Genomic DNA, 19,612 nt, shown 5'->3' with positions numbered 1-19,612 from the left:
TTCGAAGAAAGGGGGGATATGGCTCATTTGTTTGGCCGGCTGGTATGTTTGAAGTGCTCCAGTCTCCACCCCCGCGAGACCGGGCGGCCCGCGGCGGTCACCGCGTCCGGGCACCCGCCTCGGCGGTCATCCGAAGGCCGGAGCCCTTACGGGACAGGGGTTCTGCCCTGATTCCGGAAGGTTCGGGAGACACTGTCAAAGATCGCCACAAAGCCCGACTTCTTTACTTGTTTGCCACAATCTGGCATACAGGTGGGATTGCCGGACGGACCCGCATGCCATCGACCGTCGCGCATTACCGAGACCTGACACTCGGCCGGGTAGCGTCGTTCAAGACAGTACGCCCGATAAATATGGATGAAGGCGCGTATATGACAACGCAGCAGCTCGAGATTACTGTGAGCGATCACCAGCCGGCCGTCGTGGTCGCGCTGCGGGGTGAACTCGACATCGCCAGCGGGGACACGCTCCGCCGGGCGATCAGACATCTCGTCCGCCAGGGTCGCGTCAAGATCGTGGCGGATGCGTCCGGTCTGCGGTTCTGCGACTCATGCGGCCTGGAAGCGCTGCTGGACGCACAGGACGAAATCGAGAAGGCCGCCGGTTCCATGCGGCTCACCGGCGTTCACGGCATCTTGAAGATCGTCCTTGAGGCGACCCGGCTGCGCGACACGTTTGTCATCGACGGCACGCCCGTCGAGGCCGTCGCCGCCATGGTGGTGGCCGGATCGCACGACGTGTCCATGGTCTGAGACAGACCTCACCGTTTGACCGCCGCCCCCGCCCTCTCGCCGAGGGCGGGGGCTTGCTATCGCTCGGCGCTAGGTAGGGAACGGACCCATGTCCGGCACGGTCAGGCCCAGCAGGAGGCGGCCGTCTGCGCCATGAGCAGCTCGGCCACGTCGCACAGCCGGCCGCGCCGGGCGTACGCCGCGCGCTGACGCGCCGCCCCGGATCCGCTGCGGCGCAGGCGCTCGATCTGGTCGGTCAACGGCGTCCAGTCGCCGTTCTCCTCCAGCACCGGCCGCACATGATCGAGCAGGCGGTCGACCAGCCGCCAGGCCGGCACCCTGTTTCCGCAAACCCTGTCTCCGGCGAGCAGATCGAGGGCCTCGCCGTCCACGCCGTCGCGGGCCGCCCTCCAGTAGGCCGCCCGCAGCAGGGTGTCCTCGACCTCGGGGGCGGGCACTCCGGCCCGCACGTCGTGCAGCGCCGTCTCGGCCAGCCCCCGCACCAGCCCGGCCAGCAGCACGGTCTCCCCGGCCGTCGGGCACACGTCGGCCGCGCGGATCTCCAGCGTCGGCACATGATCGGACGGGCGGACCATCCAATAGATCATTCCGCGGTCGAGGATCGTGCCCCCGGCCAGCATGCCGGCCACCAGGCTCTCGTAGTGCTCGACCGACCGGAAGAACGGCGGCGGCTCCGCGCTCGGCCATCTGCCCATCATCGGCGCACGCCAGCTCGCATACCCGGTGTCCCTGCCGTCCGCGATCGGCGAATTCGCCGCCAGCGCCTGCAGGACCGGGAGCCAGGGCCGCAGGTGGTTGCTGACGCGCAGCGCCTCCTCGCGGTCGGCGATCCCGACGTGGACGTGGCAGCCGCAGACGCCCTGACCATCCATGATCGCCCCGAACTCGCGGAGCATGGCCTGATAGCGAGGGCATGGCGAGAGGGGCGGCACTCCCGGGTTGCCGTCCAGAGCGGTGCCGCACGCGACGAGCGCGAGCCCGATGCTCGCGGCGGCGCCCGCGGCCGCGCGGCGCATTTCGAGCAGGTCGCCGTGCAGGTCCCGCAGGCTGGTGTGCACGGCGGTGTTGCTCTCCAGTTGGAACTGTGTCAGTTCGAACACCAGCCGGTCCGCCCCCGGCCCGGCCGCCCGCTCGCGGATCTCCCGCGCCGCCGGGACGACCCGCCCGGTTCGCGGGTCGGCGAGCAGGAACTCCTCCTCGACCCCGAGCGTGAGCGTCGTCGGACTCACGGTTGCCTGCGCGACGAGGGAGGGTCCGTGCACGGTGTCGAACCGGACCTCCCTTGTCACGTCTGGCATAAGCGGTCTTTTCAGGAGGGGTCCAGTCGGTCAGTCCCCCATTCCCCCTGACTATCGGGCAAAAACCCACATATGGCGTTTCTTGACCGTCCAGCTCGATCGTCCGGCTTGGCCCTCCGTCGCGGCTTTCCGCAGGCCGTACGCCCCGGTTAGGAGGTGGGCCGCTGCTCTAGACTGGCGAACCTGGCCGGGGCTCCGGCCAGGTCCCGTCTTCCCCTTCCCCCCACGCCCGACCGTCCCCACAACGTCCGCCGAGGTGTGCTCCGTGACCGCCGCCGTCGTACTGACCCCCGTGTCCGCCCCGGTCGCCGACCATGTGCTGGTCGTCGCGCTCGACGGCGCCCTGGACTACACGAACGCCGAACGGTTGCGCCAGGACGTCGAGGCGGCCCTCGGAGAGGAGCACCGCGAGCTCGTCCTCGACCTGAGCGGCATGGACTTCTGCGACTCCACGGGCATCCGGATCCTGCTGTCCGTACGGAAGCTGATGCAGGAGCGCGACGGCGCGGTGACGATGGCGAGCCTGAACGCCCGGCTGACGAGGATCTTCAAACTCACCGGACTGACCAGCGCCTTCACCCTCGCGGCGAGCCTGGCGGAGGCCGTCGCCGCGGTCGGCGCGCGGTCAACCCCCAGGTGAAGGCAGGGAACGGGTAACGAGACGGTAGCCTCGAAGACATCGGGCGGCAGACCCAGCCAGGAAGACAGCGGCGAGGAGGACAGGTGGTGGATCACCGCCGGCAGTGGCCGATAACGGATGATCTCGCGGCGCTGCGCGAGAACATCCAGCGGTACGCCCTGCGGGCAGGCCTGACCGGCTCCCGGCTGGACGACCTCGTCATCGCCGCCAACGAGGCCGCCATCAACGTGCTCGAACACGGAGGGGGAGCCGGCACCCTGGCGATCTCCTGCGACGGCGGCGTGCTCGCCGTCGACGTCGCCGACCACGTCGGCGTCCTGCGGCCCGGGGCGGTGCCGGACGAACGGCCCACCGGTCGCGGCGACCGCGGCTTCGGCCTGTGGCTCATGGGTGAGCTGTGCGACGCGGTGACCATCGACCGAGTCCCCGGACAGTCGACGATCCGGCTGTCGATGCAGGTTGGCGACGGCGCCGACGACGAGGGCGCCGCCCCCGTCGGGCGCAGCGCCCGCCCCGTCTGAGCGGGCGCCGGCCCTGTCGGCACCGCGGCCCGTCGCGGACCCGGGTTGAGCCCGGTTGAGTCCGGATTGAGCCCTGGTTGGCCCTGGGTATCGTCCCGATCCCGTAAACCGGGCCATCACGGCTGTCCGGCCGCCTTAACCTGGGTCCGCGACCACCTCCTCATGGCTGCTGGACGGCTACCTGAGGAATGCCCATGACGCGGCGGCAACCGCGATCAGGGCGCAGAGGCGGATGGTCCGGGGTGTGCTGTCAACCACGTCCCGGACCGCTCTGGCCACCTCGCCGATCCACGAGCCGAACTCCGGGTCGTGAATCCGCCCTTCATGACGGCGTCCCCCGCTCGCGCGGGGCCTGATAGCAGTCATCGGGGCCCCCTCCCCATATGCGCTGTCCGGGATCGATCTCCCGGATCTGTCGGTCGGCCCGATCAGGAATCCGTTCCCGGCCGGTCCGGGGCGCGCCATGGGCGGAATCCCCGCCGCCGTCGCGCCGCCGACCCGGTAGGAGGGATTCCGGACCTTTCCCTGATGTTCACAGGTGACCCACCGTGCACGCAACGCATACGAGCGGCATTCTAGGTTCCGTACGAAGAGTGACGATCAGATCACAGCATGCGATAGCTTTTGATCCTGATTTGTCCGTCGATGCGAAGTTGGCTGTCCGTTTTGTCCGCAGCGCTTTCCGGAATTTTGGGTCAGCGCGCGACACGCCGTCATTTGTCTCAGAGGACGGCATCGGGCGGCATGTCAGGGCCGCCCACGGCACGTCTACACGACGTCCGGGCCCACTTCGAGAGGGGGTGTACGAGACGATGTTACCGTGCGTGACGCCCTCGTCACGCATCGACGGCCGGGTGGCGGCTTCAGGACCCGAGGTCGCGTACGGCGTTCTCGAGGCACCGCGTCAGCGCCTCCACCCGCTCCTCCGTCACCGGCTCGTCGCCGCAGGCCTCGGGCAGGTCCGCGCGGCGCACCACCACGAGCGTGCGGTGCCTCTCGTCGATCTCACCGAGCGGCAGCACGAGGCACTCGCCCCGGACGAAGACCAGCGCGACGTCCGGGTCGGCCGACTCCAGCAGCCGCCGTACGCAGTCGGGGTCGAGCAGCACCATCGCGCCTCCCTCGCCGCGGCCTGCTACGGCCGCGTGCCCACGCCCGTCGTGACCTCCTTGATCCGCCTCCGGCTCGAGTCGGGCGCGAGCGGCGGGGTCTCCATGCCCGCACCGCGCCGCATGCCCTCGATCACCGCGCGCAGGGCGTCCACCGCGCTGTGCCGGGGCTGCCAGCCCAGCTCCCGCCGGGCGCGGGTGGTGTCCATGATCGGGATCTGCAGGACCATCTCCACCATGCCCGGCGAGGCCGGGATCAGCCGCAGGTGCCAACCGGCCGACACCGCCGTGCGCACCACCGCGGCCGGGACCGGCACCAGCCGCGCGCCGAGCAGATCCGCCAGCACGGCGGGATCGATCACGGGGTCGGCGGCGATGTTGAACGCGCCCCGCACGTCGCGGGTGAGCGCCAGCCGGAACGCCTCGCCGGCGTCCCGCGAGTGGAGCGCCTGGAACCGCAGCCGCGGCATGTCCGGCACGAACGGGATCAGCCCCGGCCGCATCAGCCGCCGCGGCAGGAACGGCCCGGCGAACAGCCGCCGCTGCTCGGTCGCGGCCTCCTCCTTGAAGATGAACCCCGGCCGCATCCGCACCACGCGGATGTCCGGGTGGTCGCGCTCGAAGATGTCGAGCATGCGCTCGACGTAGGCCTTCTCCCGCCCGTACGCGGCGTTCGGCCAGCCGTTGGTCGGCCAGGACTCGTCGACGGGCGGGTCCTTGGGCCCCGGCGAGTACGCCCCGACCGACGACGAGTGGACGAGGACGGAGACCCCGGCCCGGACGGCGGCGTCGAAGACGCGCTTGCTGCCCAGCACATTGGAGTTCCAGGTGGTGACCGGGTCGTGCGTGGGCTGGAACAGCCAGGCCAGATGCACGACCGCGTCGGCGTCGGCGAGGATCGGATCAAGATCGTCCCGGAAGACGTCGGCCGTACGCCACTCGGTCTTCGCCAGCTGCCGGCTCGGCATCCGCCTGGCGACCCCGACGATCGAGGTCACGCTCGGCTCGGACTCGAGGGCGGCGAGCACGCTCGTGCCGACGTTTCCGCTCGCACCAATCACGACAACTCGCATGAAATACTCCGTTTCCTGGCATCAGCCGCCACAAACCGCGATGACCCACATCCCCGACCAATCGGTGATCACGCGCTTCGTGGTTGCCCGGCTGGAGCGGGCCCGAAGATGGTGTTCCAGATTTCCCCTGGGACAATGCGGGGGAATCAGTGGTGGCGCGGGAATACCGCTACCTAGGAGGATTAAGTTCTCAATCTGGTCAGAGAGGCGGAGCGGCAGAGATGGCTCAGATCGTCGGTGGCGGACGCCCCGTCAATGACGCCGAGCGAAGGGTCATCGCCCACCTGCGGGACAACGCCCCTGACGACTGGCTGCTGCTGCACAACATCGAGATCCCGCGCGGCGCGGACCTGTTCGAGGTGGACGTGGTCGTGCTCACCGGCCACTCGCTCGTGGTGATCGACGTGAAGGGCGCCCGGGGCCGGTTCGAGGTGTCGGGCACGCGATGGTTCCCCCAGCACCGGGAGGCGTTCGGCTCACCGGTCGCGAAGCTGCGCGGCACCGCGCGGGCGCTGAAGGGCCTGCTGATCGAGGAGCACCGCGAGCTGGAGCGGTTGTACGTCGACAACGTGGTGGTGCTGACCGCCCCCGGAGCCGTCCTCGTCGACCCCAGCGGCCGCGACGCCCGGCACGTCACCACGATCGCCGGGGTCATCCCCATGCTCAGCGACGCGTCCCGGGTGCGGCACGGGTGCAGCCGCGACGCCGAGCCGTACCGCACGGCGATCCTGGAGGCGCTGAACGGCACCGTGCGCCGCTCGACCGCGCCGCCGCGCTTCGGCAACTGGGAGGTGGAGGAGCAGCTCGGCGGCGACATCCGGGTCACCGAGTATCGCGCCGTCAACTCGACGGCCCCGGCCAGCGGGACCGTGCTGCTGCGGGTCTACCGCGCCGACCCGATGGCCGAGCAGCGCCGGCGGGTGGCCGAGCAGCGCCGGATCGCCAACGCCTACCAGTCGCTCGCGAAGATCCCGCCGCACCCCTGCGTCGTACGCTCGCGGGACTTCTTCGCGATCGACGACGAGAGCCGGTTCGTGCTCGTGCTCGATGACGTCCACGGGCAGGCCCTGCACCTGCACCTGACCGGGCGGAGGCTGGGCATCGACGCCAAGCTCAGCGTGATGGAGGACATGCTGGACGGCCTCGCGCACGTCCACGCCAACAACGTCATCCACCGGGCGCTGACCCCCGCCTGCGTGCTCGTCACCGACGACGGGAACGCGATGCTGACCGGCTTCGACTACGCCAAGCCCGGCTCGCGCAAGCACACCGTGGCCAACGAGCTGCCCAACATCCTCGACGTCCACTACGTCGCCCCCGAATGCCGGGCGCGCCCCGACCGGATGACCCCCGCCGCCGACGTGTACTCGGCCGGGGTCATCGCCTTCCAGCTCCTCACCGGCGAGCTGCCCACGCCCGGCGTGGACGCCGAGCCGGACGCCGGCGGCGTCGCCCCCGAGGTCATGGACCTCGTACGGCGGATGCGCGACCCCACGCCGGCCAAGCGCCCGGACGCGGCCACGGCCCTCGTGGAGCTGCGGGTGGCCCGCGACGCCCAGCCGCGGCGGCGGCGCGCGCCGTTCGGCGGCAGGATCAGGAGCGCCCTGCGTCGCATGTCCCGCCGCTGAGACCGGGACGGTCACGCGGGACCTTCGGCACTTCTCCGGCGGCTCGGAGAAGGCTAGGGTCCGGTTCATGATTCGGGTGTTCCTGGTGGACGACCACGAGGTCGTGCGGCGTGGGGTGGCGGCGTTGCTGGACGCCGAGGACGACATCGAGATCGTCGGCGAGGCGGGGACGGCCGAGTCGGCGGTGGCCCGCATCCCCGCGCTGAAGCCGGATGTGGCGGTGCTCGACGTGCGCCTGCCCGACGGCAGCGGGGTGGACGTCTGCCGTGAGGTGCGCTCGAAGGTGCCCGGCCTGGCCTGCCTGATGCTGACCTCCTACGCCGACGACGAGGCGCTGTTCAACGCGGTCATGGCCGGCGCGGCCGGGTACGTGCTCAAGCAGATCCACGGCTCGGACCTGGTCGGCGCGGTGCGCACGGTGGCCGGCGGGCAGTCGCTGCTCGACCCGCAGACCACGGCCGCGATGCTGCACCGGCTGCGCGACCAGGCCGCGAAGAAGGACCCGCTGGCCGCGCTGTCGGACCAGGAGCGGCAGATCCTGGAGCTGATCGGCGAGGGCCTGACCAACCGCCAGATCGGCGAGCGGATGTTCCTGGCCGAGAAGACGGTCAAGAACTACGTGTCCAACCTGCTGAGCAAGCTCGACATGCAGCGCCGCACCCAGGCTGCCGCGCTCGCCGCCCGCCTCAAGGCCGGGCGGGAGAGCTGAGCCGGGGCCGATCGACGTCGACGACGGGACCTTCGTCCCTAACCCGCTCGGCGGCCGATCCCCCAAGCTTGCAGACATGAAGCTCGACTCGGCCGGCCTGGAGATCCTCAGCGGAGGGGAGTGCCTGAATCTGCTGGCCTCCGCCCCGATCGGCAGGATCGTCTTCACCGATCGCGCCCTCCCCGCCGTCCAGCCGGTCAACTTCTGCCTGCTCGACGGGAACATCGTCATCCGCACCGCCCCCGGCTCCAAACTGGCCGCCGCGGCGCGCAACGCCGTCGTCGCCTTCGAGGCCGACGACTTCGACGCGACGTTCCGTACGGGCTGGTCGGTGACCGCGGTCGGGCACGCCCGCGCGGTCTCGGAACCGGAGGAGATCGCCCGCCTGTCGGCGCTGCCGCTCACGCCGTGGGTGCCCGGAACCCACGACCACTTCATCGTGATGGCGCCCGAGCAGATCTCCGGCCGCCGGCTGAGCCGGTAGTCCGAGCTGGATGCTGGGCCGGTGGATGATGGGAATGTGCGTGCGCGTCCCGTCTCCCCGTCCCTGCTCGTGGAGGAACTCGCCGACCTGATCGCCGACCGGCCGCGGGACGCGTGGGTGCGCGTCGCCGTGGACGGCGCTCCCGCCGCCGGACCGGGACGGGTGGCCGACGACCTGGTGGAGCCGCTGCGCCTGCGGGGCCGGGAGGTCCTGCGGGTGCCCGTGGCCGGGTTCCTGCGCCCGGCCTCGCTCCGGCTGGAGTTCGGCCGCACCGACCCCGACGCGTTCTACGACGAGTGGCTGGACGTGGGCGGCCTCACCCGCGAGGTGCTCGGACCGCTCGAACCCGGCCGTACGGGCCGGGTGCTGCCCTCGCTGTGGGACAGCGAGCGCGACCGGGCCACCCGCGCGGACTACGTGACGCTGAAGCCTGGCGGGGTGGTGCTGCTCGACGGCGCGCTGCTGCTCGGCCGCGGCCTGCCGTTCGACCTGACCGTCCATCTGGCCATGTCGCCCGCCGCGCTGAACCGCCGGACGCCGCCCGGGGAGCAGTGGACGCTGCCCGCCTACGAGCGGTACGAGCGCGAGACCGGCCCGGTGCGGGCCGCCGACGTGGTCGTCCGCGTCGAGGACCCGCGCCACCCCGCCGTGATCAGTCTCTAGAGCCCGTACGCCTCCAGCAGGCGCAGCCACACCTCGCTGACGGTCGGGAACGCCGGGACGGCGTGCCACAGGTCGTCCAGGGTCACCCCTGTCGTGACCGCGATCGTCGCGGCGTGCAGCAGCTCGGCCGCCCCCGGGGCCACGAAGGTCACGCCGAGCAGCACCCGGCGGCGCTCGTCCACCACCGCCTTGGCCTTGCCCCGGTAGCCGTCGCCGAGGAGGTAGCCGCCCGCCACCTGCTCCATGTCGTACTCCACGACCCGCACGTCGAAGCCCTCGGCGCGGGCCTGCGCCTCCGTGCGGCCCACCGCGCACACCTGGGGATCGGTGAAGACCACCTGCGGCGCCCCGGCACGGCCCGCGCGGTCGCGCATGCCGGGCCGGTCGTCCGCCTCGCCCCGCGCCCGGGCGACGATCACGTCGGAGGCCACCCGCGCCTGGTACTTGCCCATGTGCGTGAGGAGCGCGTGGCCGTTGACGTCGCCCACCGCGTAGAGCCAGCCGTCCGCCACGCCGGTGGCCCGCATGCTCTCGTCCACCTCGACGGGACCGGACTCCGGCAGCCCGACCGAGGCCAGGCCGAGGTCGCCGACGGCGGACCTGCGGCCGGTGGCGACCAGGATCTCGTCGGCCGTGACCGTTCCCCCGCTCGCGAGCCGCACCGTGACCTCGCCTCCCGGCTCCGGCCGCTCGACCTTCTCGGCGCTCTCGTGCGTGCGGATGTCGACCCCCTGGTCCGTCAGCGACCGGGCGACCGTCTCCCCGGCGAAGGGCTCCATCCTCGTCAGCAGCTCGCCGCCCCGGACGAGCATCGTGACCTCCCTGGCCCCGAGCCCGCGCATGGCCTGAGCCATCTCGCACGCGACCACGCCGCCGCCGATCACCACGAGCCGCTCCGGTACGGCACGCATGCCGGTCGCCTCACGGTTCGTCCACGGCTCGGCCGCGGCGAGGCCGGGTACGGGCGGGATCACCGGGCCGGACCCGGTGGCCAGCATGACGGCGTGGTTCGCGACGAGCGTCCGGACGCCGCCGTCGTCCGTCGTGACCTCGACCCGCCGGGGGCCGGCGAGCCGTCCCGTGCCGCGCACGAGCGTCACGCCCGCCGAGTCGAGCCACCGGACCTGCCCCGCGTCGTCGTAGTCGGAGACCGCGGCGTCACGCCGGGCCAGCACCGCGGCGGCGTCGATCGGCCCGCCCTCGGCTGTGTCGTCCAGCCGCAGCCCCGTGACCCGGCGCACCTCTCCCGCGAGGTCCACCGGGCGCAGGAGCGCCTTGCTCGGTATGCAGGCCCAGTAGGTGCACTCCCCTCCCGCCAGCTCGCTCTCCACGATGGCGGTGCTCAGGCCGGCCGCCGCCACCCGTCCCGCCGCGACCTCTCCCGCGGGACCGGCACCAATCACGATCACATCGAAGGCTTCCACGGATTCCACCCTGTCACGAGGGCGGCCGTGACGTGGAGACGAGCCCCCCTTCGTAGGCGGCGATGACCAGCTGGGCCCGGTCGCGCGCGCCGAGCTTGGCGAGCAGGTGGCCGATGTGGGTCTTCACGGTGGCCGTGCTCACATGCAGGCTCGCGGCGATCTCCAGGTTGGACAGGCCGCGCGCGACGAGCGTGAGCACCTCACGCTCCCGAGCGGTGAGGCCGTCGAGCGAGGGGCCGGATCGAGGCCGGTCCGCGGCGGTCCGGGCGGACTGTGTTGACTGGGCGAACTGTGTGAGCTGGGCGAACTGTGTTAACTGTGTGAACTGGGCGATCAGCCGCCGCGTCACGCTCGGCGCCAGCAGCCCCTCGCCGGCGGCGATGACGCGGATCGCCGTCAACAGGTCGGCGGGCGGGGTGTTCTTCAGCAGGAACCCGCTCGCCCCGGCCCGCAGCCCCGCGTAGACGTACTCGTCGAGGTCGAACGTCGTGAGGATCAGCACCTTCACGCCGGATGGCTCACCGCAGATCCGCCGGGTCGCCTCGATGCCGTCCATGCCGGGCATCCGCACGTCCATCAGCACGACGTCGGGACGCTCGGCGCGAGCCAGTTCGACGGCCCTCGCCCCGGTGCCCGCCTCGCCGACCGCGACCAGCCCCGGCGTGCTGTCGACCAGCAGGCGCAGGCTGCCGCGCAGCAGTTCCTGGTCGTCGGCGAGCAGCACCCGGATCGGCTCGTTCACGTCCCCTCCCTTTCCAGCGGCAGGCGGGCGAGCACGCGGAACCCGCCGCCGGGCAGCGGACCGGCCGCGAACTCCCCGCCGTACGCCGTGACGCGCTCGCGCATCCCGACCACCCCGTGCCCGATCGACCCGTGCCCGGCCACCCCGTCCCCGGGCGGGCCGGGGGGCAGGACCCGGCGGCCCGGCCCGTCGTCGGTCACCTCGATCCGCACCCGTTCTCCCTCGTCGTGCACCGAAACCCGGCAGGCCGCCGGGGCGGCGTGCCTGACCACGTTGGTCACGGCCTCCTGAACGATCCGGTGGACCGCCAGCTCCAGCGCCGGGGGCAGGCCGCCGTCCGTCACCCGCACGTCGAGATCCACGCGTACGCCCGCGGCCGCCGCGCGCTCGGCGATGTCCGGCAGCGCCGCGAGGCCCGGCGCCGGAGACAGCGCGCCGGTGACCTCTCCGGGGGCCGTACGCAGCACGCCGAGCAGGTGCCGCATCTCGGTCAGCGCCTGCCTGCTCGTGCTCTCGATGACCCGCAGCGCCTCCAGGGCCTCCTCCGGCCGCCGGTCCGCCACGTGCGCCGCGACCCCGGCCTTGACCCCGATGAGGCTGAGCGTGTGGGAGACCACGTCGTGCATCTCCCTGGCGATGCGCAGCCGCTCCTCGGTCACCGCGCGCTCGGCGGCCTGCTCGGCCCGATGCGCGGCGTACGCCCGGCGCTCCCGCACCGCCCTGCCGATCGTCCAGGCGCCGCCCAGCGCGAGCGAGCCGAGCACGACGGTCTCCACGATCCGCCTGACCTCCGGCTCGCCCGCCACGCCGCCGAACGCCGCCAGCAGCAGCGCCCCGACGGTCAGCGCGCCGATCGCCGCCGTCGGCTCCCACCGGCGCCGCCGCGTGGTGAGCGCGACCGGATAGAGCGCGTACGCCGCGGCGGCCAGCGGCTCCCGCGTGACACCGAGCGCCATGGCCGCCACGGACGCGACCGCGACGACGCAGAAGACCGTCAGCGGCCACCGCCGCCGGACCGCGAGCGGCAGCGTCATCGCGGCGATCAGAGCCCAGGCCACGGGATGATGCACGGCCGGGGAGTCGACGACCAGCACGAACGCGTAACCCAGCGCGACCGGCAGGTCGAGCGCGACCAGCTCACGGGGGCGCAGCGGCCGGGGGAACAACGGCCGCACGTCCGGATCGTCCACGCGCCCACGCTAGCCATACGCGGGCGCGCTCCGCCTCCTCCCCCGGTCTGTCATGCCACGGTCTGAGGCGCGTCCGGCGGATCGCACCTCGCTCCGACGCGGGAGACGGGCGGCTCGCGAGACCGTCGGGACATGATCGAAGTGAGAGAGCTGACCAAGCGCTACGGGCGCACGGTCGCCGTGGACGGGCTGACGTTCCACGTGAAACCAGGCCGCGTGACCGGGTTCCTCGGGCCGAACGGCGCGGGCAAGTCCACGACCATGCGGGTGATCCTGGGCCTGGACCGCCCGGCGAGCGGCGAGGCGCTGGTGAACGGCCGCCGCTACGACCGCATCCGGCACCCGATGCGGGAGGTGGGCGCGCTCCTGGACGCCGGCGCCGTCCAGGGCGGCCGTACGCCCCTCGGCCACCTGAGCTGGATGGCCCGCGCCAACCGCATCGGGATTGCGCGAGTCGTGTCCGCCATCGAGCAGGTGGGCCTGGCCGGTGTTGCCCGCAAGCGAGTCGGGGGCTTCTCGCTCGGCATGCGCCAGCGTCTCGGGATCGCCGCCGCGCTCCTCGGCGACCCCGCGGTGCTGCTGCTGGACGAGCCCGTCAACGGCCTCGATCCGGACGGCGTGCGCTGGATCCGCGAACTGCTGCGCGGCCTCGCCGCCGAGGGACGCACGGTGCTCCTGTCGAGCCACCTGATGAGCGAGATGGAGCTCACCGCGGACCACCTCGTCATCATCGGCCGCGGGCGACTCATCGCGGACACCCCGATGCGGGAGCTGACCGCCGTGCGAGACGTCCTCGTCCGCAGCAGCCGCGCCGGTGACCTCGCCGGCGCGCTGTCGGCCGCGGGCGGGACGGTCGCCGCCGAGGACGACGGGGGCCTGTCGGTGCGCGGCCTGGATCCTGAGGAGATCGGCGACCTCGCCGCCCGGCACGCGATCCCCCTCCACGAGGTCACCCCGCGCGGCGTCTCACTTGAGGAGACCTACATGCGGCTCACGGGTGGGGGTGCGGACCGGTGATCGACGCCCTGGCCGCCGAATGGCTCAAGCTCCGCACCCTCCGGTCCACCTCCGTCGTCTTCGGCGTGGTCGCCGTCGTCGTCGCTCTCATGGCCCTGCTGGCGTGGTACGCCGTCCACCTGTGGGAGGGCCTGCCGCCCGACCAGCGCGACCGCCTTGAGGTGTCGTCGCTGCCCGAGCTCGCCAACTGGCTCGCCTCGCTGTGCCTGGCCGTGCTGGGCGTCCTCGCCTTCTCCGGCGAGTACGGCACCGGCATGATCCGCACCACGTTCACCGTGCTGCCGTCGCGCGGGCGGGTGCTCGCCGCCAAGGCGGCCGTCGTCGCGGTCGTCGCCTTCTGCACGGGACTCGCGGCCGTGCTCGCGACGTACGCCGCCGGGCGGCTCATCATCGGCGATCGGCCCATCCAGGGGCAGTCGGCCGAAACGCTGAGCCGTCAGATGCCGCTCTTCCTCGCGTTGAGCCTGTCCATCGCGATGTTCGCGCTGCTCGGCCTGTGCCTGGCCGCGATCACCCGGTCGCCCGTCGCCGCCGTCGCCGCACTCGTGGCGGTCTGGTACGTGCTTCCGATCATCGTCAACAACATCCCGGCGCCCTGGAACGAGCGCATCGGCTCGATCCTGCCAGGCGCCCTGGCGGGCCAGCTGGCCGGCACCGGCAACCCCCAGTCACTCGGCGGCGCGCTCCTGTCGCCGCTCGCCGCGCTCGCGGCGATGGCCGCCTGGGTGGCGGTGCCGTACGCGGTGGCCGCCGTCCTGCTGGCCCGCAGGGACGTCTGACGGCTCAGCTCGCGCTCAGCGGCACGCAGGCTCCGGTGGTCCCGGTGGTCGTACCGGTGGCCGGCTTCGCGGCCGTGCTCGCACCCGCGCCCGGCGCGAGGGACACCTTGGCCGTGAGCGAGAGGGTCAGGGGCAGGGTGAGGCCGGGCGAACAGGCGGGAGCGCACGTCGCGGGCGCGAGCGCCGGCTGCGCGACGGGCTTCACGGCAGGCTTCACTGCGGGCTTCACTGCGGGCTTGACGGCCGCCTTCACCACGGGCTTCACCACCGGCTTGACGGCCGGCTTGACGGCCGACTGCACGACGGGCTGAACGACCGTGGGCGGCGTCGTCGGCGGCGTCGTGGGTGTGGGCGTGGGTGTGGGCGTGAGCGGCCGGGGCGCCGGGCGGTCCCGCTTGCCGTCCTTCTTCCCGTCCACGGCGACGGACCGATCCACGTCCTGCTCCTCCGTCCGCGGGGAGACCATCGTCTTGGAGTCCCCCTCCTGGCCGTCACGGACGAGCTCGGCCGCCTCGGAAGTGTCCTGCAACGCGGCCCACTGGTCCTGGTCGCTGTACGTCTGGGCGGAGACGCTGTCGTTCTGCCAGTTGTACGGCAGCGCGGCCGCGGACGTCGTCTCCTTCTGGTAGGGGACGAGGACCAGCGTGAGGTCGCGCATCAGGAACTGGTGCTGGCGCTGCTGCTCCCGCAGCCGCTGATTGTGCCGGTGCCCGTTCTTCTGGCGGTTGTTCCGCCCCCGGGAGTGCGGATGGCCGAGCCGGACGAGGCTGTGCTGTGCGGACATCGTGGCGGCCCCCGCCGGAGCCGCGACGAGAGGAACGCTCGCGATCACGGCGCCACCGGCGAGGACGGCGCCGATCGCGAGGACCCCGGCGACGCTCGTGCTTTTTGCCATTTCGTTTTCCCCCTAGAACAACCAGAGAACAACCACCGTGCGTATCGATCTCGGGGTTTCCACACAGATCACCGGACAAACGAGCTAAGCCCGATCTTTCCCTTCCCCTACGCATTGTTGAGGCCATCGCAGGTTTGAATGTCCGCTTTATAAGAGAAATGTCATGACACCGCCCGATGCTGCTGGCCGTACGGTCGCGAAGTGAGGGCGGGGCAGGTCAGGGTACGGCCCAGGCATGACCTCAGCACGGGACGAACTGGCGGGGCTCGACCCCTTCGACATCTTCGACACCGAGGCGGCGCGGCTGGACCGCTTCTTCTCCTCCCTCGGCTCCTCCCTCGACGAGGACGGCTGGAACCGCCCCTCCCGGTGCGACGGCTGGACGGTGCGCGACGTGCTCGCCCACCTGGCCGGCGAGGAGTCGTACAACCACGCGTGCCTGGACGACGACATCGACGGGTTCTACGAACTGCTCGAACACGAGGGCGTGGGCGGCGGCTTCGACGGCTTCAACGAATGGTGCGTGCGCAAGCGGCAGGGCCTGCCGGTGGAGCAGGTGCTCGACGAGTGGCGGACCAGGAACGGGGAGACGCGAAGGCGGATGCGCACCCTCGGCCGCGACGGCACGCTGCACACGTCGGCCGGCCCCTACCCGGCCGGTCTCCAGGCCTTCCACTACGCCTCGGAGTACGCCACGCACGCCGACGACGTCGCAGCGCCTGTGCCGCCCGACGAGGCCGGCGACCGTCTCGGCTGGCGGGTCCGATTCGGCATGTTCGTGCTGGAGGAGCAGGGGGCCCCGGCGCGGGTCGAACGCGCCTGCGGCCGGGTGCAGGTGCAGGTGGACGACGGCCTGACCGCCGATCTCTCCCCCGAGGAGTTCGTCGAGGCGACGGTCGGGCGTCTGCCCGCCGGGCATCGTCTCGACGACCGCGTCAGGAGCGCGCTGCGCTGCCTCGCCTGAGCGGCCCGCCGGAGACCCGGACCCGGCACAAAGACAACCGGCACAAAGACGGCACGCCGGGCGCCCCTACGGGCACCCGGCGTGCGGACATAACGGATCGGACCGCGCCCTCGGCACCGGTGGTAATAAGCCACTCGTCCCCTGTCGCGGCGGGACCGCCGCCCACGACCCGGTGTTCCCGGGAGCGGGCCGCGCGGACACGGCCGCACACACGGTCACAGCCCTCGGAGTGACGGCACGCGCGGTGACGGGCGCGGCGGAGCCCCGGCATGCGGCTCCACCTCTCACCGGCCCTCCCGCCGGGCCTCCTACCGGGCCTCCAACTGGGCGCCGGTACGGCAGGCCGGCCGGACGTTCGCGGCCGGGCGGCCGGGTGGAACCACCGGGCCGGCGGTCGACGGCGGCGCGCCGGCGCACCGAATATGAAATGCGTATCGATAAACGCTTCATGCGAATTCCCCGAATGAAAAATGCGGCCAGGACAGGCCGGTTTTGCCCGGGGGGATCCAGACGTGCGGCGGCCCGTCAACGATGTACCGGGATCGGGCCCAAATCAATCAGGCGCGCCGGAGAGAACGCATTCCGCCCGATTAGACAGGAGATCAGGGCAGCCAGGAAACGCGACCGCGCAGCAGGCCGTACCCGACGAAGGCCACCACGTCGATCAGCGTGTGCGCGATGATCAGCGGCATGGTCCGCCCCCAGCGCTGGTAGAGCCGGCCGAAGACCACACCCATCACGATGTTGCCGACGAAGCCGCCGAAGCCCTGGTAGAGGTGGTAGGAGCCGCGCAGGACGGCCGACGCCCCCAGCGCTCGCCACGGCGACCAGCCCCGCTGCCGCAGCCGATGCAGCAGATAACCGGCGACCAGCACCTCCTCCAGCACGCCGTTCTGGGCCGCCTCGGCCACCAGGACCGGGATCCGCCACCAGATGTCCGGCAGGCTGTCGGGCACGACGTTCAGGTTGATCCCGGACTGGAAGGCGAACAGGTAGAACAGCAGCCCGCTGCCGCCGATCACCGCCGCCAGCACGGCGCCGCGCAGCGTGTCGCGGCCCGGCTCGCGCCAGTCGGCCCCGATCGTGCCCATCGACTCGCCCGATCGGGCCAGCAGGTAGGCGACCAGCCCCACGGGCGCCACGTTCACCGCGATCCCCGCGAGGTGCAGCGAGAGATCCAGCCACGGGCGGCCGGGGGCCAGCGAGCCGACCAGCACCGCGTGCTGGTCGCCCAGGTCCTTCGGCGCGGTCAGCGCGCCGATGAGGCGGATGAGCGACAGCAGCGCGCTGGCGCCGAGCGATACCGCGAAGACCGCGAGGATCTCCGGGCCGATCAGCCGCGGGGTGAGTCCGCGCAGGGCGGTCGCGTCGGCGGTGGCGTCGTCCATGCTGGCAGGGTAGCCGCCCCCGCACGGTCATCCGTCCCCGTCAGTACGGCAGCGCACGGGACGTGAACGACGGCGCGACGAAGGCCGCCTTGAACTTCGGGAAGGCGACCGTGTTGGGGTTGCCGTCCGAGGTGTAGCGGTCGGTGGGGTTCGCCTTGAGCCAGTCGAGCCACGCCATCGAGCAGAACTTCTTGCAGTCGCCGACCTTCTCCTTCGACCTGATCCGCGGGATGCCGACCGGATCGAAGTCCTTGGTGAACGGCGACGGCGACGGGGTGTAGCCCGCGAGGAACACACCCTTGTAGTCGTAGCGGGTGCCGCCGTCCGCCCCCTGCAGCGCCCACTTCTTCTCGTGCGGCTGGTTGCCGTACGGCAGGGCGAGCGTGACCGGCGGCGTCTTGATCAGTGCGGTGATCAGCGTCTGCCCGGCCGCGACCTGCTTCTCCACCTCGGCCTTCGGCTTGCCGAGCAGGTTGAGATGGTCGCGGGTGTGGTTGCCGATGTCGAAGTTGTGGTCCTTGAGCCACTGCAGGACCTGGATCTGCTCCTCCTGCCGGGCCTTGCCGAACAGGTCCTTGATCACATACATGGTCGCCACCGGCCGGAAGCCCGGATGCTTCTTCGCGACGTCCATGAGGATGCCGACCGCGCAGTCCGGCGCCGGATTGCCCATGCCGTCGAGTGTGAGCTGGGAGGGCGAGGAGTCGTCGAAGGTCAGCACCACCGGGTGCTTACCCGCCGGAATGTCGATCTTGCCGGTGGTGTACTCGGCCGCGGTGACCGGCACGTAGTCCTCCGCCGCGAGCCGTTCCAGCTCGTCGCGGAAGTCCTTCGGGCTGCGGTCGTCGCCCGGTGGCGGGTTCTTGACGATCCGGTGATACATGATCACCGGGACCTGCCCCAGCTCGTTGGCCTTCACCTGAGCGGCGGCGGCGGTCTCGGACTTGCGCTGCGCCGCACCGGCCGCCGCGTTGCTCTGCTGGTGACCGGCCGGGCTCGCGTGTGTGACGTGCTTGCTCCCGCCTGCGGCGCAGGCGGAGAGCGCGACCGCCCCCAACGACGCCGCAGCGATACCGGCAACCCTGAAGCGCCCCATGGATCCCCCTCGTCGGGTTGCGCTTGACAACGAGGGGCTCCTACCCGCGGAACGTGTTCACATCACGCGGCGTAGGACAAACATCACGCTAAGTGAGTCACAGGTGAGGTTCGGCGCAGAAGGCGACGCCGTCCCCGCCGAGCTCGACCGAGCCCTCCGACGCGGCGGCGAACGCCGACTCGCCGGGCCGCAGCTTGACCTCCGAGCCGGCCGTGCCCACGTTCACCACGCCTTCGGTGCACAGCACGATCCTCGGCAGGCCCCCCGGGAGCGTCTCGGCCGCGCCGGGCACGATCCTGCGGAGCAGGAACTCCGGGACCGGCGGCACGTACGCACCGCCCACCGGCTCCACCGCCACGGGCTGCTTCTCGGCGTCGGTGATCCGCAGCAGCTCCTCCACGTCGATGTGCTTGCCGGTCAGGCCCGCCCGCAGCACGTTGTCGGAGCAGGCCATGATCTCCACGGCGAAGCCGTCGAGGTAGCAGTGCAGCACCCCGGCCCCGAGGAACAGCGCCTCGCCGGGGGCCAGCGTGTGGCGACGCATCAGCAGCGGCGCCAGCACGGCCGGGTCCTCCGGATAACGCCGGGCCAGCCGCACCACCAGCGCGTAGTCGGGCGTGTGGACGGCGGAGGCCGCCCACACCACCGCCTCGACCAGCTCGCGCCGCGACGTGCCCCCGGATCGTGGCCACTCCAGCAGCACCCGCAGCGCGCCGAGCACGTCGCCGCCCCGCAGCGCCGCGACCACCGGCCGCAGCGCGTCGACGTGCAGCCGCTCGACCAGCATCGCCGACTGCTCGGGCGGCCGGAACCCGGCCAGCCCGGTGAACGGCGTGAGCGCGCAGACCAGCTCCGGCTTGTGCCAGGGGTCGGTGTAGTTCGCGTCCCCCCGGGCGTGACCGTCGGCGGCCTGCCCGGCGTCGGGGTGGACCTGCAGCGACAGCGGCGCGTCCACCGCGATCAGCTTCATCAGGTACGGCAGCCGCTCCCCGAACCGCCCGGCGACCGCCTCCCCGAGGGTTCCCACCGGGTCGGCCGCCACCGCGTCGGCGAGCGCGGTCTCGACCCCGTCCCTGACCAGCCGGGACGACGCCGCCGGGTGGGCGCCCATCCACAACTCGGCCTCCGGCCCCGAGGCGGACCGCCCGGTCAGCTCGGCGATGGCCGTCCGGGAGCCCCAGGGGTAGTCCTTTATGGGGTTGATGAGCAGGTCCACGTGCGTCCTTAGGGCGTCAAGGGG

20 protein-coding genes are annotated in these 19,612 nt (G+C 71.9%); 10 read left to right on the top strand and 10 right to left on the bottom strand.

Annotation, left to right across the window (positions count from 1 at the left end):
• Window positions 1-275 precede the first annotated feature (275 nt).
• Window positions 276-752, top strand: coding sequence for an STAS domain-containing protein (locus tag FLX07_RS24045; RefSeq protein ID WP_167748372.1), 477 nt, complete (start codon window positions 276-278; stop codon window positions 750-752).
• 101 nt (window positions 753-853) lie between these two features.
• On the opposite strand, the gene FLX07_RS24040 is transcribed toward FLX07_RS24045, so the two are convergent.
• Window positions 854-2,050: a carboxylate-amine ligase gene (locus FLX07_RS24040; protein WP_142573591.1), complete on the bottom strand. Its 1,197-nt coding sequence runs from the start codon at window positions 2,048-2,050 to the stop codon at window positions 854-856.
• Between the two features lie 265 nt (window positions 2,051-2,315).
• Between FLX07_RS24040 and FLX07_RS24035 the strand changes: the two genes are divergently transcribed.
• Window positions 2,316-2,690 (top strand): STAS domain-containing protein, encoded by a 375-nt coding sequence (locus tag FLX07_RS24035; protein WP_142573590.1) that lies wholly within the window; start codon window positions 2,316-2,318, stop codon window positions 2,688-2,690.
• An 83-nt stretch (window positions 2,691-2,773) separates the two neighbouring features.
• On the top strand, window positions 2,774-3,211 hold the full coding sequence (locus FLX07_RS24030) for an ATP-binding protein (protein WP_167748371.1): 438 nt from the start codon (window positions 2,774-2,776) through the stop codon (window positions 3,209-3,211).
• A gap of 863 nt (window positions 3,212-4,074) precedes the next feature.
• Here the strand turns inward: FLX07_RS24030 and FLX07_RS24025 are convergent.
• Window positions 4,075-4,323, bottom strand: a complete 249-nt coding sequence (locus tag FLX07_RS24025; RefSeq protein ID WP_142573585.1) for a hypothetical protein — start codon at window positions 4,321-4,323, stop codon at window positions 4,075-4,077.
• Between the two features lie 23 nt (window positions 4,324-4,346).
• Window positions 4,347-5,393: an NAD-dependent epimerase/dehydratase family protein gene (locus tag FLX07_RS24020; protein ID WP_142573583.1), complete on the bottom strand. Its 1,047-nt coding sequence runs from the start codon at window positions 5,391-5,393 to the stop codon at window positions 4,347-4,349.
• Between the two features lie 221 nt (window positions 5,394-5,614).
• Between FLX07_RS24020 and mads6 the strand changes: the two genes are divergently transcribed.
• From mads6 to FLX07_RS24000, 4 genes are all read left to right on the top strand, one after another.
• Entirely contained in the window at window positions 5,615-7,021 is a 1,407-nt protein-coding gene (gene mads6 / locus FLX07_RS24015; RefSeq protein ID WP_142573582.1) for a methylation-associated defense system protein kinase MAD6, read from the top strand.
• A gap of 67 nt (window positions 7,022-7,088) precedes the next feature.
• Window positions 7,089-7,730, top strand: a complete 642-nt coding sequence (locus tag FLX07_RS24010; RefSeq protein WP_142573580.1) for a response regulator transcription factor — start codon at window positions 7,089-7,091, stop codon at window positions 7,728-7,730.
• A 76-nt stretch (window positions 7,731-7,806) separates the two neighbouring features.
• Window positions 7,807-8,214, top strand: a complete 408-nt coding sequence (locus FLX07_RS24005) for a pyridoxamine 5'-phosphate oxidase family protein (protein WP_142573578.1) — start codon at window positions 7,807-7,809, stop codon at window positions 8,212-8,214.
• A gap of 36 nt (window positions 8,215-8,250) precedes the next feature.
• The gene (locus FLX07_RS24000) at window positions 8,251-8,877 is read left to right on the top strand and encodes a nucleoside/nucleotide kinase family protein (RefSeq protein ID WP_142573576.1); all 627 of its coding nucleotides are present in this window, start codon (window positions 8,251-8,253) and stop codon (window positions 8,875-8,877) included.
• Here FLX07_RS24000 and FLX07_RS23995 read toward each other — a convergent pair.
• Genes FLX07_RS23995 through FLX07_RS23985 form a run of 3 tightly spaced genes read right to left on the bottom strand, consistent with a single transcriptional unit; the run spans window position 8,874 to window position 12,233 of the window.
• A complete protein-coding gene (locus FLX07_RS23995; RefSeq protein WP_229689489.1) occupies window positions 8,874-10,301 on the bottom strand; it encodes a dihydrolipoyl dehydrogenase family protein in 1,428 nt (475 codons plus the stop codon). The genes FLX07_RS24000 and FLX07_RS23995 overlap by 4 nt on opposite strands.
• A 13-nt stretch (window positions 10,302-10,314) precedes the next feature.
• Window positions 10,315-11,043, bottom strand: coding sequence for a response regulator (locus FLX07_RS23990; protein ID WP_142573572.1), 729 nt, complete (start codon window positions 11,041-11,043; stop codon window positions 10,315-10,317).
• Entirely contained in the window at window positions 11,040-12,233 is a 1,194-nt protein-coding gene (locus tag FLX07_RS23985; protein WP_142573571.1) for a sensor histidine kinase, read from the bottom strand. Before FLX07_RS23985 ends, FLX07_RS23990 begins: the two co-directional genes overlap by 4 nt.
• A 132-nt stretch (window positions 12,234-12,365) precedes the next feature.
• Here FLX07_RS23985 and FLX07_RS23980 point away from each other — a divergent pair, with 132 nt between their 5' ends.
• Complete coding sequence (locus tag FLX07_RS23980) at window positions 12,366-13,250, top strand: ABC transporter ATP-binding protein (protein WP_142573568.1); 885 nt, start codon at window positions 12,366-12,368, stop codon at window positions 13,248-13,250.
• Complete coding sequence (locus tag FLX07_RS23975; RefSeq protein WP_142573566.1) at window positions 13,247-14,029, top strand: ABC transporter permease; 783 nt, start codon at window positions 13,247-13,249, stop codon at window positions 14,027-14,029. The genes FLX07_RS23980 and FLX07_RS23975 overlap by 4 nt, the downstream gene beginning before the upstream one ends.
• A 4-nt stretch (window positions 14,030-14,033) precedes the next feature.
• Here the strand turns inward: FLX07_RS23975 and FLX07_RS23970 are convergent, their stop codons facing one another.
• The gene (locus tag FLX07_RS23970; protein ID WP_142573564.1) at window positions 14,034-14,924 is read right to left on the bottom strand and encodes a hypothetical protein; all 891 of its coding nucleotides are present in this window, start codon (window positions 14,922-14,924) and stop codon (window positions 14,034-14,036) included.
• Window positions 14,925-15,159: 235 nt separating this feature from the next.
• Between FLX07_RS23970 and FLX07_RS23965 the strand changes: the two genes are divergently transcribed.
• Window positions 15,160-15,888 carry a maleylpyruvate isomerase family mycothiol-dependent enzyme gene (locus FLX07_RS23965; RefSeq protein ID WP_142573562.1) on the top strand — a complete coding sequence of 243 codons (729 nt, stop codon included), beginning with the start codon at window positions 15,160-15,162 and terminating at the stop codon, window positions 15,886-15,888.
• A gap of 602 nt (window positions 15,889-16,490) precedes the next feature.
• Here FLX07_RS23965 and FLX07_RS23960 read toward each other — a convergent pair.
• The 3 genes from FLX07_RS23960 to manA all read right to left on the bottom strand — a co-directional run bounded on the left by FLX07_RS23960 (window position 16,491) and on the right by manA (window position 19,588).
• A complete protein-coding gene (locus FLX07_RS23960) occupies window positions 16,491-17,276 on the bottom strand; it encodes a CPBP family intramembrane glutamic endopeptidase (RefSeq protein WP_142573560.1) in 786 nt (261 codons plus the stop codon).
• A 40-nt stretch (window positions 17,277-17,316) separates the two neighbouring features.
• Window positions 17,317-18,372: a polysaccharide deacetylase family protein gene (locus FLX07_RS23955; protein WP_142573558.1), complete on the bottom strand. Its 1,056-nt coding sequence runs from the start codon at window positions 18,370-18,372 to the stop codon at window positions 17,317-17,319.
• A 97-nt stretch (window positions 18,373-18,469) separates the two neighbouring features.
• Entirely contained in the window at window positions 18,470-19,588 is a 1,119-nt protein-coding gene (gene manA, locus FLX07_RS23950; protein WP_142573557.1) for a mannose-6-phosphate isomerase, class I, read from the bottom strand.
• Window positions 19,589-19,612: the final 24 nt, after the last annotated feature.

This window comes from Microbispora bryophytorum, from assembly GCF_006874465.1.
GTDB classification, from domain to species: Bacteria; Actinomycetota; Actinomycetes; order Streptosporangiales; family Streptosporangiaceae; genus Microbispora; species Microbispora bryophytorum.
This window is presented reverse-complemented; position numbering and strand designations above follow the sequence as displayed.

What these genes read in the sequence shown, in the direction of transcription:
- FLX07_RS24045 (WP_167748372.1), top strand. Translation starts at nt 276, where the DNA reads ATGCCATCGACCGTCGCGCATTACCGAGACCTGACACTCGGCCGGGTA.
- FLX07_RS24040 (WP_142573591.1), bottom strand. Translation starts at nt 2,050, where the DNA reads ATGCCAGACGTGACAAGGGAGGTCCGGTTCGACACCGTGCACGGACCC.
- FLX07_RS24025 (WP_142573585.1), bottom strand. Translation starts at nt 4,323, where the DNA reads ATGGTGCTGCTCGACCCCGACTGCGTACGGCGGCTGCTGGAGTCGGCC.
- FLX07_RS24020 (WP_142573583.1), bottom strand. Translation starts at nt 5,393, where the DNA reads ATGCGAGTTGTCGTGATTGGTGCGAGCGGAAACGTCGGCACGAGCGTG.
- mads6 (WP_142573582.1), top strand. Translation starts at nt 5,615, where the DNA reads ATGGCTCAGATCGTCGGTGGCGGACGCCCCGTCAATGACGCCGAGCGA.
- FLX07_RS24010 (WP_142573580.1), top strand. Translation starts at nt 7,089, where the DNA reads ATGATTCGGGTGTTCCTGGTGGACGACCACGAGGTCGTGCGGCGTGGG.
- FLX07_RS24005 (WP_142573578.1), top strand. Translation starts at nt 7,807, where the DNA reads ATGAAGCTCGACTCGGCCGGCCTGGAGATCCTCAGCGGAGGGGAGTGC.
- FLX07_RS23980 (WP_142573568.1), top strand. Translation starts at nt 12,366, where the DNA reads ATGATCGAAGTGAGAGAGCTGACCAAGCGCTACGGGCGCACGGTCGCC.
- FLX07_RS23970 (WP_142573564.1), bottom strand. Translation starts at nt 14,924, where the DNA reads ATGGCAAAAAGCACGAGCGTCGCCGGGGTCCTCGCGATCGGCGCCGTC.
- FLX07_RS23965 (WP_142573562.1), top strand. Translation starts at nt 15,160, where the DNA reads ATGACCTCAGCACGGGACGAACTGGCGGGGCTCGACCCCTTCGACATC.
- FLX07_RS23960 (WP_142573560.1), bottom strand. Translation starts at nt 17,276, where the DNA reads ATGGACGACGCCACCGCCGACGCGACCGCCCTGCGCGGACTCACCCCG.
- FLX07_RS23955 (WP_142573558.1), bottom strand. Translation starts at nt 18,372, where the DNA reads ATGGGGCGCTTCAGGGTTGCCGGTATCGCTGCGGCGTCGTTGGGGGCG.